General features: G+C 34.6%; 16 protein-coding genes. 14 read left to right on the top strand and 2 right to left on the bottom strand.

Going from position 1 to position 17,379, the window contains the following annotated elements:
- Positions 1-47: 47 nt before the first annotated feature.
- Positions 48-674: a transcriptional repressor LexA gene (gene lexA, locus FC80_RS06320; protein WP_057829281.1), complete on the bottom strand. Its 627-nt coding sequence runs from the start codon at positions 672-674 to the stop codon at positions 48-50.
- 151 nt (positions 675-825) lie between these two features.
- Between lexA and FC80_RS06315 the strand changes: the two genes are divergently transcribed.
- Both FC80_RS06315 and FC80_RS06310 read left to right on the top strand, forming a co-directional pair.
- Positions 826-1,074, top strand: coding sequence for a DUF896 domain-containing protein (locus FC80_RS06315; protein ID WP_057829280.1), 249 nt, complete (start codon positions 826-828; stop codon positions 1,072-1,074).
- A 76-nt stretch (positions 1,075-1,150) separates the two neighbouring features.
- Positions 1,151-1,375 carry a YneF family protein gene (locus FC80_RS06310; protein WP_057829279.1) on the top strand — a complete coding sequence of 75 codons (225 nt, stop codon included), beginning with the start codon at positions 1,151-1,153 and terminating at the stop codon, positions 1,373-1,375.
- A 111-nt stretch (positions 1,376-1,486) separates the two neighbouring features.
- Here FC80_RS06310 and FC80_RS06305 read toward each other — a convergent pair whose 3' ends face one another.
- On the bottom strand, positions 1,487-2,113 hold the full coding sequence (locus tag FC80_RS06305; RefSeq protein WP_057829278.1) for a lysophospholipid acyltransferase family protein: 627 nt from the start codon (positions 2,111-2,113) through the stop codon (positions 1,487-1,489).
- A gap of 91 nt (positions 2,114-2,204) precedes the next feature.
- On the opposite strand from FC80_RS06305, the gene FC80_RS06300 reads away from it, so the two are divergent.
- From FC80_RS06300 to FC80_RS06245, 12 genes are all read left to right on the top strand, one after another.
- Entirely contained in the window at positions 2,205-2,954 is a 750-nt protein-coding gene (locus FC80_RS06300; protein WP_057829277.1) for a tRNA1(Val) (adenine(37)-N6)-methyltransferase, read from the top strand.
- Positions 2,938-3,231, top strand: a complete 294-nt coding sequence (locus FC80_RS06295; RefSeq protein ID WP_057829276.1) for a GIY-YIG nuclease family protein — start codon at positions 2,938-2,940, stop codon at positions 3,229-3,231. The genes FC80_RS06300 and FC80_RS06295 overlap by 17 nt, the downstream gene beginning before the upstream one ends.
- 138 nt (positions 3,232-3,369) lie before the next feature.
- Positions 3,370-4,359, top strand: coding sequence for a D-2-hydroxyacid dehydrogenase (locus tag FC80_RS06290; RefSeq protein ID WP_057829275.1), 990 nt, complete (start codon positions 3,370-3,372; stop codon positions 4,357-4,359).
- Between the two features lie 169 nt (positions 4,360-4,528).
- Entirely contained in the window at positions 4,529-5,332 is an 804-nt protein-coding gene (gene rpsB / locus FC80_RS06285) for a 30S ribosomal protein S2 (protein WP_057829274.1), read from the top strand.
- 92 nt (positions 5,333-5,424) lie between these two features.
- Positions 5,425-6,303 carry a translation elongation factor Ts gene (tsf, locus tag FC80_RS06280; protein ID WP_057829273.1) on the top strand — a complete coding sequence of 293 codons (879 nt, stop codon included), beginning with the start codon at positions 5,425-5,427 and terminating at the stop codon, positions 6,301-6,303.
- Between the two features lie 298 nt (positions 6,304-6,601).
- Complete coding sequence (gene pyrH, locus FC80_RS06275; protein ID WP_057829272.1) at positions 6,602-7,324, top strand: UMP kinase; 723 nt, start codon at positions 6,602-6,604, stop codon at positions 7,322-7,324.
- Positions 7,325-7,326: 2 nt separating this feature from the next.
- The gene (gene frr / locus FC80_RS06270; protein ID WP_057829271.1) at positions 7,327-7,890 is read left to right on the top strand and encodes a ribosome recycling factor; all 564 of its coding nucleotides are present in this window, start codon (positions 7,327-7,329) and stop codon (positions 7,888-7,890) included.
- Positions 7,891-8,045: 155 nt separating this feature from the next.
- Positions 8,046-8,822, top strand: a complete 777-nt coding sequence (locus FC80_RS06265) for an isoprenyl transferase (protein ID WP_057829270.1) — start codon at positions 8,046-8,048, stop codon at positions 8,820-8,822.
- A 6-nt stretch (positions 8,823-8,828) separates the two neighbouring features.
- Entirely contained in the window at positions 8,829-9,614 is a 786-nt protein-coding gene (locus FC80_RS06260; protein ID WP_057829269.1) for a phosphatidate cytidylyltransferase, read from the top strand.
- Between the two features lie 29 nt (positions 9,615-9,643).
- Positions 9,644-10,927, top strand: a complete 1,284-nt coding sequence (gene rseP, locus FC80_RS06255; protein WP_057829268.1) for an RIP metalloprotease RseP — start codon at positions 9,644-9,646, stop codon at positions 10,925-10,927.
- A gap of 144 nt (positions 10,928-11,071) precedes the next feature.
- Entirely contained in the window at positions 11,072-12,796 is a 1,725-nt protein-coding gene (locus FC80_RS06250; RefSeq protein WP_057829267.1) for a proline--tRNA ligase, read from the top strand.
- 215 nt (positions 12,797-13,011) lie between these two features.
- Positions 13,012-17,349: a PolC-type DNA polymerase III gene (locus FC80_RS06245; RefSeq protein WP_057829266.1), complete on the top strand. Its 4,338-nt coding sequence runs from the start codon at positions 13,012-13,014 to the stop codon at positions 17,347-17,349.
- Positions 17,350-17,379 lie beyond the last annotated feature (30 nt).

Genomic DNA, 17,379 nt, shown 5'->3' with positions numbered 1-17,379 from the left:
AGTAAACCTTAATCCTTTAAAATTTCCGGTTAAATTCACACTCTTTTTTATAAAATAAAATTACGATACAAACCAACAACTTTTCCTAAAATTGTCACAGAATCAAGAATGATAGGATCCATGGAATCATTCTCAGGTTGTAAGCGATAATAGTTACTTTCTTTGAAAAATCTTTTACATGTTGCTTCATCATCATTATTCATCGCAATAACAATTTCCCCATTTTCTGCACTATTTTGTTTGCGAATAATAACTTGATCACCGTTTAAAATACCAGCATTGATCATACTTTCGCCACGAATAGTCAAAATGAAAAGATTTTCAGAAGAATTAAAGTTAGGAGGAAGTGGGAAGTACTCAGAGGTTTCTTCAACCGCAAGTATTGGCACTCCAGCAGTAACAGTTCCAAGCACTGGGATAGAATCTGCGTGTTCTTCAATTCCTAAAGCTTCTAACCCAATTGATGTTAACTCAATTGCACGTGGCTTCGTTGGGTCTTTTTGAAGATAACCTTTTTTTTCAAGACGTGCTAAGTGTCCATGGACAGTAGATGTTGAGGATAAATCGACTGCTTGGCAGATTTCACGAACTGTTGGTGGATAACCTTTTTCAGTAACACGTTCATATATGAAACGAAGAACAGCCATTTGTCTTTTTTCAGAAATTTTTGTCATTAACGACACCTCAATTACGATATTAATACACTAATCTTAGCACAAATAATTCATCATTACAAACAAGCGTTCGTGTTTACTATTTGAAAATCGGCAGACCCTAATGTATGATGATTTTATTCATAATTTTAAATACTAGTGAGGTAATAAAATGGCAGGAAAAATACCACAGGAACTCATTGACCGAATTAATGAGCTTTCCAAGAAGAAAAAAAGTACAGGTTTGACAAAAGAAGAATTGATTGAACAAAAAAATTTGAGAGAAGATTATTTAGCAGCTTTTCGCCAGACCTTTCGCAGTAATGTTGAGATGCTTCAAGTTTTTAACAAGGAAGGAAAAGAGATAACTCCTGAAAAAGTTAAGAAAATTCAAAGAAAAAAAGGACTACGTGATGATTAACTAATTTTGCGCTTTATTTTTACTTAATAATTGTGTAGAATTGTTATTTGAAACGACATGAAAGGAGAAATTCATGATGTCAACTCCAATTTGGATATTAATTGTTATTTTGGCGCTTGTCCTAGGATTTGTTGGTGGATTCTTTGCTGCTCGTAAATACATGGAGAGTTATTTAAAGAAAAACCCACCAATCAACGAAACAATGTTGAAGACTATGATGCTTCAGATGGGGCAAAAGCCGTCTGAAAAAAAGCTTCATCAAATGATGAATGCAATGAAGTCTCAAAATACTAAGAAATAAAGCTAGAGGCAAATTAGGGCTAGGATGATATAAAAAGACTAGGACAATATAAAATTTGGCCTAGTCTTTTTTGTATAGAGTAACTACAATTTAAAAAAAGAAGTACATCAGTTAGTTAATCTTGCTTTCATCAATATAGACATAGTCTGGATTAATTTGGGCATCTATTTTTTTGAATGAGTTTGTCATTTTTTCAAGAATTACTTGTTGCTCATCTTCAGTTAATTTTTTGCGAGAATTAAGCTCAATTGGGTCGCCAAAAGCAATAGTGACCTTTTGTCTTTTCAAAAGACCTTTTAATGTGGTAGGCCCTTGATAAACTGTAGGAACAATTGGCACATTGGCAAGGCGGGCAATTAACAAAACGCCACCTTTTAAGTTTTGTGAGTGTCTTGTTCCAGAAGGAAACATAATCAGTGAAATGTCACGCTTTTTTAACCAATTAACGGGTGTTTTGATAACCGATGGTCCTGGATTTTTACGATCAACAGGAAAAGCATTGGCGTGTACAAGTATATAGCGGAGAATTGGATTTTTAAATAATTCTTCTTTTGCCATAAAAGAGAATTTTTTTGGCGCTGCACCTAAAGCAAAATAAATCATATCAAACCAAGCTCGATGTGGGCCAACAAGTATATAATTACCACTTGGAAGCTTTTCTTTATTAAGATAGTGTGCGTTACCATTAATTAGGAATACAATAATCCGTGCTACAATGCGAATAAATGAATAGAACATCACAAGACATTCCTTTCTGTAAGAGATTTCAAAGATAAGTATGCATAATTTTTTGCTGACTTGCAAGTTTAAAAATGAAGGTGATTATTAATTGGAGTTATATAAAAACGAAAGAATTGATAGGCTATATTCAAATGAAGTTCAAATTATTCAAAGTGCTGAAGTTTTTTCTTTTTCTTTAGATGCTGTATTGTTGGCATACTTTACGGGAATATTACGAAAAAAAAATGGACTTTTAGTGGATTTATGTGCAGGAAATGGCGCAGTTGGACTGTTTCTAACTAAAAAAATTTCAGGCCAAATTATTGAGATTGAAATTCAAGAACGCTTGGCTGACATGGCTCAAAGAAGTATTGTACTAAATAATTTAGAGAGCCGAGTTAAGATGTTAAACATTGACTTAAATAAAGCAACTAACTATATAAAAAAAGATTCAGTAGATATCGTAACTTGTAATCCTCCTTATTTTTCTGACTTACCAACTAGTAAAAAAAATGATAATGAATATTTGGCAATTGCGCGTCATGAAATATCTGTGAATTTAGAACGGATTATTGAGGTTACAAGTGATTTGCTAAAAATGAATGGGAAAGCATATTTTGTGCATCGACCAGAAAGAGCAGCTGAAATTTTTGAATTAATGCGTAATCATCGACTTGCTCCCAAAAAAGTACAATTAGTTCATCCCAAAAAAGAAAAAGAAGCTAATATGATTTTGATTGAAGCAATTAAAGATGGACGTCCCAATGGTGTACGATTTTTACCTGCAATTGTTGTGTATGAAAAAGAAAATGAATACACACCTTTATTAAAGGAGATTTTGTATGGAAATAAAGAATAAGCAATATTTTTTTTATATATTACTATGTGCTGACAATACTCTCTATGGGGGCTTTACGAATGATGTTAATCATCGTTTAGCCGTTCATAATGCTGGTAAAGGGGCAAAGTATACACGTCTAAAAAGACGCAGACCGCTTGAACTAATATATTATGAAACATTTGATAATAAGTCTGATGCATTGAAAGCTGAATATGCATTTAAGCACCAAGCAAGAAAACAAAAATTGCAATTCCTTGAAGAAAATGGAGTTGAAGTTAAAAAACTTAAGAAATGAAAAGACATTGCTAATTAAGCGCGCGTAAGATAGTTTTCGTGCTACAATATTTAAAGGACAAGGATTTAGGAATCTTACTTACATCTAATTTTCGATGTCCCACCGTAGAAATAGAGATATTTAATTTGGAGGTTCATGATGAAATTTATAGCTTTTAATGTACGTGAAGATGAAGAAAAATATTTTGCCCAATGGGTAGATGAGACTGGTAACGAAGTTTTACGGCTACCAGATATGTTGGATATGAGCACCGTTGATAAGACAAAGGGTTTCGATGGCGTTTTAGCACTTCAAACAGGGGTTTATCCTGATGAAATGTTTGCTAAGTTCAAAGAATACGGAGTTAAAGTCTTTTCAATTCGTAATGTAGGTGTTGACAATATTAATTTAGAAGCAGCAAAGAAAAATGGAATTGTTGTAACAAATGTTCCTGCTTACTCACCAAATGCAATCGCTGAATTTTCAGTAACTCAATTAATGCAACTTCTTCGCAATACTACGATTTTTAGAAATAAAGTTGCGAAACAAGATTTTCGTTGGGCTCCATACGTTGGAAAAGAATTGCGTTCATTGACAGTTGGAGTTGTCGGAACAGGTAGAATCGGACGTGCTGCAATTGATATTTATCGTGGCTTTGGTGCAAAAGTTATTGCATATGATTTATATCCTAATCCTGAATTGAAAAAACTAGGAATATACGTTGATAGCTATGATGAACTTTTTTCTAATGCTGACGTGATCACACTACATATGCCAGCGACACCAGCTGATCAGCATTTAGTAAATACTGAAAATCTTAATAAGATGAAGGATGGATCGTATATAATCAATACTGCTCGTGGAGCATTGATTGATACAAAAGCCTTGATTGAAGCATTGAAATCTGGAAAATTAGCAGGTGCAGCGCTAGATACTTACGAAAATGAAAGTGATATATTTAATCATGATTTAAGTAACCAAGAGATCAAAGATGCTACTTTCAAGGAATTGTTGGCTCTTGATAATGTGCTTGTGACTCCACATGTTGCTTTTTATACGGAAACAGCGGTTGAAAATATGGTCTTAATAGCTTTGAATAGCGCAAAAGATGTCTGCAAAGATGGGACTGCAAGTACAGTGGTAAAATAGAATATTATTCTTGCGTTTTAAACTAAATTAAGTTATACTATTTCAGGTGCTTTATGGTTAAGCACCAATTCACACTTCGTACGATAGTTTTCAAGGTGCTCTTATTGAGTCTGAATGCAGTTGAATACGGAGGAGGAAAACAAAAACAATATCGGAGGTATTTTATATTATGGCAGTAATTAGCATGAAACAATTGCTTGAAGCTGGTGTTCATTTTGGACATCAAACACGTCGTTGGAACCCTAAGATGAAGAAGTATATCTTTACAGAACGTAATGGTATCTACATCATTGATTTACAAAAAACAGTTAAATTAATTGATGATGCATATAACTTCATGAAGAAATCAGCAGAAGATAATGGTGTTATTCTTTTTGTTGGTACAAAAAAACAAGCACAAGATGCAGTTGAAGAAGAAGCAAAGCGCGCTGGTCAATACTTTGTAAACCATCGTTGGTTAGGTGGAACTTTAACAAACTGGGATACAATTCAAAAACGTATCAAGCGTCTTAAAGAAATCAAAGCAATGGCAGAAGATGGTACTTTTGATGTTCTTCCTAAGAAGGAAGTTGCTTTATTGATGAAGCAACAAGAACGTCTTGAAAAATTCTTAGGTGGAATCGAAGATATGCCTCGTATTCCAGATGCATTGTTTATTGTTGATCCTCGTAAAGAAAGAATTGCTGTAAAGGAAGCTCGTAAGCTTAATATTCCTATCATTGCGATGGTTGATACAAATGCTGATCCAGATGAAATTGATGTTAAGATTCCTTCAAATGATGATGCTATTCGTGCAGTTCGTTTAATCACTGCTAAGATGGCTGATGCTATTATTGAAGCTAACCAAGGTGAAGATGATCTTAACGTTGAAGAAACATTTGAAAATGCAGATACAGATGCAGATGCAGTAGATTCAATCGAAGATATTGTTGAAGCTGTTGAAGGTAAAAATAATACCAAAGATGCTGAATAATTAGATCTTAGGCTGTTTCCAAATTTGGGCACATTAATGGCCTTAAGGTTTGGGACAGCTTTTTTATAATTTAAAACAAGGAGGCCATAGTGATGGCAAAAATTTCTGCTTCTCAAGTTAAAGAATTACGTGATAAAATAGGCGTGGGTATGATGGAGGCTAAAAAGGCCTTAGTTGCTGTTGATGGTGATATGCAAAAGGCAATTGATTTTCTTCGCGAAAAAGGAATTGCAAAGGCAGCCAAGAAGAGTGACCGAGTAGCAGCTGAAGGATTGGCTGACGTTGAAGTAGCTGGCAATGTTGCTGCAGTTGTTGAAGTTAATGCTGAAACTGATTTTGTTGCACAAAATGCACAATTCAAAGAATTAGTTAAAAACGTTGCGACTAAGATTGCTGAAGCAAAACCAGCTGATGTTGAAGCTGCTTTGAAAATCACTACAGACAAAGGCACTATTAACGACGAAATTATTGAAGCAACTCAGGTTATTGGTGAAAAAATTACGTTACGTCGTTTTACACTAGTTGAGAAAACAGAAACACAAAACTTTGGATCTTATCTTCACATGGGTGGGAAAATTGCATCATTAGTGCTTGTTGAGGGTGCTGATGAAGACACTGCTAAAGATGTTGCAATGCATGTTGCTGCAATTAATCCTAAGTATGTTGATCGAACTGAAGTTCCAGCTGAAGAACTTGCACATGAAAAAGAAGTTCTTACGCAAGAAGCTCTTAATGAAGGTAAGCCTGAAAAGATTGTTGAAAAAATGGTTGAAGGACGCTTAAATAAATTTTTGGCAGAAATCAGTTTAACAGATCAAGAATTTGTTAAAGATCCAGATCAAACTGTTGCCAAGTATGTATCTTCTAAAGGTGGCAAAGTTGTTTCATTTACTCGCTATGAAGTTGGCGAGGGAATTGAGAAAAAAGAAGATAACTTTGTTGAAGAAGTTATGAACCAAGTTAAAGACTAAAACAATACAAACAGATAATATTTAGATATTATTAAAGGACCAAATCAAAATTGAATTTTGATTTGGTCCTTTTTATTTGAACATATTCTACAATATAAACAACTCACACGTCACTTCACAGTTTATCATTAAAAAAATATTGTATTTTCGAAAGCAAGGTGATTGCAATATTCATACTTCTAAAAAGTTTTCCATAGAAAGTTTTTTTTGAGATATTCAATGTTGATTAAGTATGCTAAAATGAAAAGTGAGTGTATTCATGTTTTGAGACACAAAAGATAACTATAGGAGGACCATCATGACAGATGTAAAATATAAGCGTGTAATATTAAAATTGAGTGGGGAAGCCCTTGCGGGAGATCAAAAAGTTGGAATCAATCCTCTAGAGATTAGAAAAGTTGCTGAAGAAATTAAGGAAGTTTATGCATTAGGTGTTCAAATCGCGATTGTAGTTGGCGGAGGCAATATGTGGCGCGGAGAAGCTGGTGCGCAGATGGGAATGGAGAGATCTCAGGCTGATTACATTGGTATGTTAGGAACAGTGATGAATGCTTTGGCACTGCAAGATAACTTGGAATCTTTGGACGTTCCAACACGTGTTCAAACCTCAATTGAGATGCGTCAAATTGCAGAACCTTATATTCGTAGAAAGGCTATCCGCCATCTTGAAAAAAATAGAATAGTTATCTTTGCTGCTGGGACGGGTTCTCCGTATTTTTCAACTGATACTACGGCAGCCTTACGTGCATCAGAAATTAATGCAGATGTAATTTTAATGGCAAAAAATGGAGTTGATGGGATTTATTCAGCTGATCCATTGAAAGACCAAACAGCTGTTAAGTTTGAAGAATTAACACATCTTGATATTATTAATAAAGGATTACAAGTTATGGATACAACGGCCTCATCATTGTCTATGGATAATGATATCCCATTGGTTGTGTTCAATATGAATGAGCGCGGTAATATCCAAAGAGTAGTTAAAGGTGAAATAATTGGAACAACAGTGAAAGGAAAATAATTATGAAAATTAATGATCCGATTCTAAAAAATGCACAAGAAAAAATGGTAAAGGCTCAAGAATCATTGCAACGAGAACTAGGAAACATACGTGCTGGACGAGCAAATGCAAGTCTTTTAAATAGGATTATGGTTGTTTATTATGGGACACCAACACCATTAAATCAAATAGCACAAATTTCTGTTCCAGAAGCACGCGTCTTATTAGTTACACCTTACGATAAGTCTTCTCTTAAGGACATTGAACATGCGATTTTAGCATCAGATTTAGGAATTTCACCAGCAAATGATGGATCAGCAATTCGCTTGGTTATACCACAGTTAACTGAAGAACGTCGCAAAGAGATTGCGAAAGATGTTAAAGCTGAAGCTGAAAAAGCAAAGGTCGCAGTGCGCAATGTGCGCCGTGATGCGATTGATGAACTTAAAAAGGCACAAAAAAACGGCGATTTAACTGAAGATGATTTGCATAATTTAGAAGAAGAAACACAAAAACTTACAGATGCTTCAGTAAAGAGCGTTGAGGCTATTCAAGGTGAAAAAGAAAAGGAAATTCTTGACGTCTAGTTAAAAAATGATTTTTAGATACAACGGAGTGGCATGTCAGGAGTTTAGTATCAATGATTAATTTTTTGTTAATCATTTTCTAAAATGACAATGCTTTTTGCTCCGTTGTTACTTTTTTGTTAGAATAAGTTTTGAATTTTATTGGAGGTGAACTTTTGTTCTCAAAATTTATTAGAAACAGTACCTTACAAGAAATAACTAATGAATTAGATGAAAGTCGAATTCCTCAACATGTTGCAATAATTATGGATGGCAACGGTCGTTGGGCGCAAAAAAGGCATTTACCTAGAATTGCAGGCCACAAAACGGCACTGACTACTGTTAAAGAAATAACGAAAGCAGCGAATAATATTGGTATTAAGGTTTTAACTTTATATACATTTTCAACTGAAAATTGGAAACGACCTAAAAAAGAAGTTGAATTTTTAATGAGTTTACCAATAACTTTTTTTGATACCTTTGTGCCAGAGCTTATTGAAAATAATATTCGAGTTAATGCTATAGGTGAACTTGACGCGCTCCCTAGTGAGACACTTACTGCTGTTAAACATGCAATTGCACAAACTAAGCATTGCACAGGGATGATTTTAAACTTTGCAATTAATTATGGTGGGCGAGATGAATTGATTGCGACAGTGAAAAAGGTTGCAACAAAAGTTTCAAAAAATGAATTATCAATTGATGAGATTAATGAAAAGGTAATTTCCGATACTTTGATGACTAATAGTTTAAAAGAATTGGCAAATCCTGACTTATTAATTAGGACAAGTGGGGAACAAAGAATTTCAAATTTTTTGCTGTGGCAACTTGCATATAGTGAGTTTGTTTTTAGTGATATCTTGTGGCCGGATTACACCCCGGAAAACCTGTTTGAAAATATTATAGAATATCAAAAACGTGATCGTCGTTTTGGCGGTTTAAAGAAAGGGTAAAGAAACATGAAACAACGTGTAATTACGGCAGTAATAGCTTTAATAATATTTGTACCTTTAGTCAGGATAGGTGGGGTATCATTTGATATTTTAGCGATTTTATTAGGATTGATAGCACTATCTGAAATTTTGATAATGCGAAAAAAATTATTGGTCTCACCCGAGGCAAGTATTGCAATGCTTGCAGCACTATCAATACTTATTCCACAAAAATGGTTAATCTTTTTGCCAAGTGATACAACACAATTTACAATTTTTTATTTCTTTGTATTACTGTTGTTAACATATACGGTTATCTCAAAAAACCGTTTTTCTTTTGACGATGCAAGTATGTTAATTTTAGGTACTATTTATTCAGCAGTTGGATTTCACTACTTGATGGAAGCTCGCAATGTTGGACTTTCGACAGTTTTTTATCTTTTGTTAATAGTTTGGTCTACGGATAGTGGTGCATATATAGTTGGACGTAAAATTGGTAAAAATAAACTTGCACCACACATTAGTCCAAATAAAACATGGGAAGGTTCTATTGGCGGTGTAGTGATAGCAATGATAATTGCCGGCGGATTTACATTAATTTATCCACAAAACTTTGGTTTTTTGTCGATGCTTTTAATAACTTTAATTTTATCAGTTGTTGGACAAATAGGAGATTTAGTTGAATCAGCTTTAAAACGTTTTTATGGAGTTAAAGATTCAGGCAAAATTTTGCCAGGGCATGGTGGAATTTTGGATCGTTTTGATTCTTTGCTATTTGTATTACCAGTTGCACATTTTATGGGTCTGATTTAAACAAGACTTTATTTTGAGAGGAAGCTAACATGCTAATTACAATTGTGACATTTATCATTGTCTTTGGAATTTTGGTAGTAGTTCATGAATTTGGACATTTCTATTTTGCAAAGCGTGCAGGTATTTTAGTACGCGAGTTTTCAATCGGTATGGGGCCTAAAATTTTTGCACATCAAAAAAATGGTACAACATATACAATTCGAATTCTTCCTTTGGGTGGATATGTTAGGATGGCTGGATTAGAAGATGATGATGAATCATTGAAACCTGGTGCAACTGTCAGTTTGCTTTTGAACCAGGATAATGTTGTTGAAACAATTAATACAAGTAAAAAAAAGACACTTCTTTCAGGAATCCCTGTTGAAATCGTAAAGTGGGATCTTGAACAAGAACTTTGGATTGAGGGCTATGAAAATGGTGAAGAAGATAAATATCAACGATATTCAGTTCTTCATGATGCTTCAATTATCGAAGAGGATGGGACAAAAGTAAGAATTGCTCCACTGGATGTTCAATTTCAATCAGCAAAATTATGGCAGCGAATGTTAACTAATTTTGCTGGCCCACTCAATAACTTTATTTTGACAATTGTTGCCTTTACTTTGGTGGCTGTTCTTCAAGGTGGGGTAGTTACATCTGTTTCTTCTACAAAAATTGGTGCTTTTTCAACAAGTTCTGTAGCCAAAAAAGCCGGGTTAAAAGTAGGTGATAAAATCATTGCAGTTGATGGAAAAAAAACATCTACTTGGCAAAAGCTAGCATCATTTATTAATGCCTCACCAAACAAAAAAATTAGTGTGACTTATGAAAGAAATAGTGAAAAAAAGACGGTTGATTTGATTCCAAAATCACAAAATCAAAATGGTAAAAAAGTGGGCTTGATTGGTATTGAAGCAAAAACGAAGGTTGATTCATCGTTTAGGGCAATTGCTACATATGGTTTTATTAAAACATGGACTACAATGTTAGCATTATTTTCAGCTATTGGTGGAATGTTTACACATGGCTTTAGTTTAAACGATTTGGGAGGACCGGTTGCAATTTATTCGTACACTTCTGAAGCTGCTCAATATGGATTAACGAGTGTTATTGGGTTATTGGCGTTTCTTTCAATTAATCTTGGAATTGTCAATCTGTTTCCAATTCCGGCATTGGATGGCGGGAAAATTATTTTAAATATAATCGAAGCAATTAGAAAGAAGCCACTTTCGCCGGAAAAAGAAGGAATGATTACATTAATTGGGTTTGGATTTTTAATGCTTTTGATGGTATTAGTAACTTGGAATGATATTAATCGCTATTTTTTTAAGTAAAACCGTGTGAATTTTAATATAGTAATATTAGTACAATTTGCATACAAATTTTATGAGTTATAGATGTAATGAGAATTTGGACTAGGTCGGAATTTAACTTTTGAAAATACCTCCTAGATAAAATGACGAAAAAGGGGATTGAAAATGAAACAATCAAAAATTTTGATACCTACTGTTAAAGAGGTACCAAGTGACGCAGAGGCACTGAGTCACCAAATGATGCTCCGGGCTGGATATGTAAAACAAATCACTGCTGGAATGTATGCCTATTTACCATTAGCGCACAGAGTATTGTCAAAAATCCAACAAATTATTCGCGAAGAAATGGATGCGATTGATGCATCTGAAATGTTAGTTCCAGCCATAATTCCAGCAGAGCTGTGGGAAGAGTCTGGAAGATATGAAACATATGGTCCAGCCTTATTTAAGCTGAAAGACAGGCATGAACGCGATTTTATTTTAGGCCCAACTCATGAAGAAACATTTACATCGATAATTAGAGATGCAATTAAATCATATAAGAAATTACCTTTGAATTTATATCAGATTCAAATGAAGTATCGTGATGAAAATCGTCCTCGCTTTGGACTTTTACGCGGACGTGAATTCTTAATGTTTGATGGTTATTCATTTCACGCATCCCAAGAAAGTTTAGATGCTGTCTATAATCAAATGGAATCAGCTTATCAGAAAATATTTGAACGATGTGGTTTGAATTTCCGTTCAATCATTGGGGATGCTGGTGCAATGGGGGGAAATGATTCAAAAGAGTATATGGCAATTGCTGATATTGGTGAAGACACAATCGTATACTCAGATGAAAGTGATTATGCTGCAAATTTGGAGATGGCAAAAAATTTAAGGGTCGCTAAAACTTCACATGAAAGTGAACACGATTTAAAAAAGGTACCTACACCAAATGCTAAAACAGTTCAAGAAGTCGCTGATTATTTGGATACGACCACAGATAATGTTTTAAAAACACTTTTATTATACGTTGATGAAAAAGCAACAGTTGTTTTGTTAAGAGGTATAGATGAACTAAATGAAATTAAATTAAAGAATTTCTTGGGTGCAGAGGAAGTTAGAATGGCAACAGAAGAAGAAGCTGTTAAAGTTCTTGGAGCCAATTTTGGGTCGCTGGGTCCTGTTGGGATCTTAAAGACATTAAGGGTTGTTGCTGATGTAGATGTTGAAAAAATGCGTAATGCGGTATGTGGAGCCAATGAAGATGGTTATCACTTTGTTAATGTCAATGCACCAAGAGATTATGAAATAGATGACTATGTTGATTTAAGAATGGTATATGAAGGGGAAACTTCTCCTGATGGCCAAGGGACGTTGAAGTTCACAAGAGGAATTGAAATTGGGCATATTTTCAAGCTTGGGACTCGTTACTCTAAAGACTTAAAAGCTGAAGTTCTTGATGAAAATGGTCGCCAGCAACCTGTAATCATGGGGTGTTATGGAATTGGGGTCTCACGTCTTTTATCCGCGATTATCGAACAAAATAGTGATGAAAATGGAATTATTTGGCCACAAACGATTGCACCATTTGATATACACGTTGTTCCAATTAACTCTAAAAATAAAGAACAAGCAAATCTGGCAGATGAAATCACAGCTGACCTTGAAAAAGCTGGGTATAGCGTCTTAGTCGATGATCGTAAGGAACGTGCTGGGGTCAAATTTGCAGATTCTGATTTAATGGGATTACCTGTTCGTGTAACAGTTGGGAAAAAGGCTGAAGAAGGCATTGTTGAAGTCAAGCTTCGCCGTAATGGAGAAACTGTTGAAGTTAAGCGTGAGGAATTACAAAATGCAATTAGTATTTTGCTTTCAGAAGAATCAGAAGCAAAAGTAGATTAGTTAAAAGTAAAAAGCTATTAATTGATTTTGGAAAATAAAAATTCAATCTAGGTATGCTGATATAAATAAAGGACTGAGTCATAGTTTTTTGACCAAGTCCTTTTTTCTATTTGGATGTTATATATTGATAACGTAAATTTGTACTTTAAGATAATTTTAGTGATAAAATTTAATTAGTTCACTTTGAACAATTGTGAAAAGAAAGGAAGTTCAGTTTGGGAATTGATAAAAAAGCATTATTTCAAAAGTTACTTTTACAATTAAACTGGAATTCAAGTAGTAGTGATAAAGAAATTTTTGAAAATACTCAAATTGAGAAGGTTGAATTACACCATGTTTCTCAACGATGGGATTTTGTGTTCAAAACAGTTGATATTTGGCCATTTCAACTATTTGAAGAGTTCTCACAACGATTAGAAGAAAGCTTCAGAAATATTGCACATGTAAATATTTCAATTGTTGTAGAAGAACCTAAAATAAATAAGAGGAACCTTGGGGAATATTGGGGATGGGTACTCAAACATTGTGGCGTAAACTCACCTTTTGTCCAAGAATTGACTTTTGGGAAAGTCCCATATTTGGATGATCAAAGAGTAATTCTAGAAGCTGAAAATGAAATTTTGAAAAATTTTCTTGTGAATCAGGCACTTGGCCCAATTGAAGAAACTTATCGGCGCGTAGGATTTCCTAAATTTGCAATTCATACAATTATTGATGAATCAAAGTCACAAATGAAAATTGCTGAGTTTAAGGCACAAAAAGCTAAAGATGATGAAGAGCTTGCACAAAAAGCAGTTCAAGTAATCCAGCAACAAAATAAGCAAAAACAGGATAAACCTCTTCCTAAAATAGAGGGATTAGTTGTTATGGGTAAGAAAATTGATGACAAAAATGAAATTACCCAAATGATTAACATTACTGAAGAAGAGCGCTCGATTGTTATTCAAGGATACATTTTTGATAAGGAAGTTCGAACTTTACGTTCTTCACGTAAATTATTAATTTTAAAAGTAACCGACTATAGTTCCTCTATTGTTGTTAAGAAATTTTCACGAAATGATGAAGATGAAGCCTATTTTGATGCAATTGCGGAGGGACAATGGGCCAGAATAAGAGGGAGTGTTCAAGAAGATAGTTTTATGCGTGATCTTGCAATTAATGCATTTGACATTAATCAAATTCCGCATGAGGTTCGTAAAGACACCGCGCCAGACGGGAAAAAACGTGCCGAATTACATGTCCATACGAATATGAGTATGATGGATGCAACAAATAGCATTACAGATTACATTAAACAAGCTGCAAAATGGGGACAAAAAGCAATCGCAGTAACAGATCATAGTACGCTACAAGCTTTTCCGGAGGCATACGCGGCTGGTAAAAAAAATGGAATTAAAATTTTGTATGGTGTCGAAGCTAATGTTGTTGATGATGGGATTCCGATTGCCTATAATGAGGCACATGTTGCTTTGAAGGACGCAACTTATGTGGTTTTTGATACTGAAACAACAGGGTTATCTGCAAGTTTTGATAAAGTTATAGAACTTGCAGCTGTTAAGATGAGACAAGGAACTGTGCTCAAAAAATTTGATATGTTTATTGATCCCGGACATCGCTTATCATCAACTACTATTAATTTGACTGGAATTACAGATGATATGGTACGGGGTTCTAAGTCTGAAAAAGAAGTTTTTGAACTATTTCAAGAATTTTGTGGAGATAGCATTATTGTGGGACATAATGCAACATTTGATGTTGATTTTATGAATATTGGCTATACAAGGCATGATTTGCCAACCATTAAGAATCCTTGGATTGATACTTTACCATTAGCACGTTTGTTATATCCAGAACTAAAGAGTTTTCGGTTGAATCGTATTGCTAAATTATTGAATGTTGAACTTGAACATCACCATAGAGCAATTTATGATGCTGAAGCTACTGGATACATTTATTTTGCAATGTTAAAAGAAGCCAAAGAGCAATTTCAAGTAGAATTTCAAGATGATTTTAATAAACATGCAGGAGAGGTCGATGCATATAAACATGGTTTTCCATTTCATGCAACTATCATTGCGCAGACACAAGATGGACTAAAAAATCTCTTTAAATTAGCATCTTTATCAATGATTAAATATTATCATCGTGTTCCAAGAATTCCTCGCTCAGAATTAGTGAAGTATCGTGAAGGGTTACTTGTTGGATCAGCTTGTTCAAGTGGTGAAGTTTTTATTGCAATGATGCAAAAGGGATATGAAGAGGCAAAAGAAAAAGCACGTTTTTATGATTATCTTGAAATTCAACCAAAACCTTTATATGAACCACTACTGGAACAAGAGATGATTAAGGATAATGATAATCTTGAAACAATTATTGCAAACATGGTTGATCTTGGTGAAGATTTGCAAATGCCAGTCGTTGCAACAGGGGATGTTCATTTTCTAAATAAGGAAGATGCAATTTATCGTAAAATTTTGATTCATTCACAAGCAGGTGCTAATCCACTAAATCGGCTAAAGAAGTTTCCAGATGCGCATTTTAGGACAACCGACGAGATGATAGAAGATTTAGGATTTTTGGGAGAAGAACGTGTACAAAAAGTTGTAGTAACCGATCCGCAAAAAGTTGTTGATTTAGTTGATGAAATTTCGCCAGTTAAGGACAAACTTTATACTCCTAAAATGGATGGAGCAGAAGATGAAATTCGTAATCTTGCGATGAATAAAGCGCATGAACTTTACGGTGATGAGCTTCCAGAGGTGGTACAGGCTCGTTTAGATAAAGAATTAAAGAGTATTATTGGGAACGGATTTTCTGTTATTTATTTGATTTCACAAAAACTTGTATTTAAATCAAACAAGGATGGATACTTGGTGGGATCACGTGGATCTGTTGGATCTAGCTTTGCCGCCACTATGACTGGAATAACAGAAGTTAATCCATTGCCACCACATTATCGTTGTCCTGATTGTAGATGGAGCAAGTTCTATGAAAAAGGTGAATATGGTTCCGGATATGATCTACCAGAAATGGATTGTCCAAAATGTGGTACAAGGTTGATTAAAGATGGTCAAGACATTCCATTTGAAACTTTCTTAGGTTTTTATGGAAATAAAGTTCCCGATATTGATTTGAATTTTTCTGGAGATTATCAATCAATTGCACATAATTATACGAAGGTATTGTTTGGTGAAAATAATGTTTTTCGGGCAGGGACAATTGGAACTGTTGCTGATAAAACAGCTTATGGATATGTTAAAGCCTATGAACGTGACACTGAACAAACTTTTAGAGGTGCAGAAGTGGATCGTTTGGCTAAAGGTGCAACTGGAGTGAAGCGGACAACCGGCCAACATCCTGCGGGAATCTTAGTAGTTCCTGATTATATGGACATTTATGACTTTACGCCAATTCAATATCCGGCTGATGATTTATCAGCAACATGGAAAACAACACATTTTGATTTTCACTCAATTCATGATAATATTTTGAAACTTGATATTTTGGGACATGATGATCCAACAATGATTAGAATGTTACAAGATTTGTCTGGGGTTAATCCACAATCAATACCAACTGATGATCCTGGAGTCATGAAACTTTTTTCAGGGACGGACATTCTTGGAGTTACTCCTGAACAGATTGATTCAAATATTGGGACACTTGGGATACCAGAATTCGGTACGAGATTTGTTAGAGGAATGCTTGAAGAAACAAAGCCTAAGACATTTGCTGAGTTACTTAAAATATCAGGACTTTCACATGGAACTGATGTATGGCTTGGTAATGCGGAAGAATTAATAAAAAATGGTACAGTGACGATGCCTGAAGTAATTGGGTGTCGTGATGATATTATGATGGATTTGATTCATATGGGAGTAGAAGCAGACCGAGCTTTCAAGATAATGGAAAGTGTTCGAAAGGGTAAAGGGATTCCTGATGATTGGCAAAATGAGCTACGAGAATCTAAGGTTCCCGAATGGTATATTAATGCATGCTTAAAAATTAAATATATGTTCCCTAAAGCTCACGCAGCGGCATATGTATTGATGGCACTCAGAATTGCTTATTTCAAAGTATATTTTCCGCTTGTATATTACGCTGCATATTTTAGTGTGCGTGCTGATGATTTTGATCTCATTGCAATGTCTCGTGGAAAAGAGGCAGTTAAAATGGCAATGAAAGAGATTACAGATAAGGGTATGGATGCTTCAACGAAAGAGAAAAATCTATTGACGGTATTGGAAATTGCTAATGAGATGCTTGAACGTGGATTTGAATTTAAGATGGTTGATTTAAAGCGTTCATCTGTTTCTGATTGGCTCATTGAAGGTAATACCTTGATTGCACCTTTCAATGCGATGCCTGGGTTAGGAACAAATGTTGCAAAACAGATTGTGGCAGCACGTGAGGAAAAGGAATTTTTGTCGAAAGAAGATTTAGCAAAAAGAGGTAAAGTCTCGAAAACATTAATTGAATTTATGACACAAAATCATGTGGTGGATGAACTACCAGATGAGAATCAATTAAGTCTTTTTGATTCGTTGTTTTGATTTATAAGGTTTATTTGTCAAAATAATTAG

It is taken from the genome of Liquorilactobacillus cacaonum DSM 21116 (genome assembly GCF_001436735.1).
In the GTDB taxonomy this organism is placed as follows: Bacteria; Bacillota; Bacilli; order Lactobacillales; family Lactobacillaceae; genus Liquorilactobacillus; species Liquorilactobacillus cacaonum.
Note: the sequence above shows the minus strand (reverse complement) of the source record. Positions and strands in the feature narration are given on the sequence as shown.

Excerpts from the sequence above, each read along its gene's own strand:
- lexA (WP_057829281.1), bottom strand. The coding sequence starts at position 674 with ATGACAAAAATTTCTGAAAAAAGACAAATGGCTGTTCTTCGTTTCATA.
- FC80_RS06315 (WP_057829280.1), top strand. The coding sequence starts at position 826 with ATGGCAGGAAAAATACCACAGGAACTCATTGACCGAATTAATGAGCTT.
- FC80_RS06310 (WP_057829279.1), top strand. The coding sequence starts at position 1,151 with ATGTCAACTCCAATTTGGATATTAATTGTTATTTTGGCGCTTGTCCTA.
- FC80_RS06305 (WP_057829278.1), bottom strand. The coding sequence starts at position 2,113 with ATGTTCTATTCATTTATTCGCATTGTAGCACGGATTATTGTATTCCTA.
- FC80_RS06295 (WP_057829276.1), top strand. The coding sequence starts at position 2,938 with ATGGAAATAAAGAATAAGCAATATTTTTTTTATATATTACTATGTGCT.
- FC80_RS06290 (WP_057829275.1), top strand. The coding sequence starts at position 3,370 with ATGAAATTTATAGCTTTTAATGTACGTGAAGATGAAGAAAAATATTTT.
- rpsB (WP_057829274.1), top strand. The coding sequence starts at position 4,529 with ATGGCAGTAATTAGCATGAAACAATTGCTTGAAGCTGGTGTTCATTTT.
- tsf (WP_057829273.1), top strand. The coding sequence starts at position 5,425 with ATGGCAAAAATTTCTGCTTCTCAAGTTAAAGAATTACGTGATAAAATA.
- pyrH (WP_057829272.1), top strand. The coding sequence starts at position 6,602 with ATGACAGATGTAAAATATAAGCGTGTAATATTAAAATTGAGTGGGGAA.
- frr (WP_057829271.1), top strand. The coding sequence starts at position 7,327 with ATGAAAATTAATGATCCGATTCTAAAAAATGCACAAGAAAAAATGGTA.
- FC80_RS06260 (WP_057829269.1), top strand. The coding sequence starts at position 8,829 with ATGAAACAACGTGTAATTACGGCAGTAATAGCTTTAATAATATTTGTA.
- rseP (WP_057829268.1), top strand. The coding sequence starts at position 9,644 with ATGCTAATTACAATTGTGACATTTATCATTGTCTTTGGAATTTTGGTA.
- FC80_RS06250 (WP_057829267.1), top strand. The coding sequence starts at position 11,072 with ATGAAACAATCAAAAATTTTGATACCTACTGTTAAAGAGGTACCAAGT.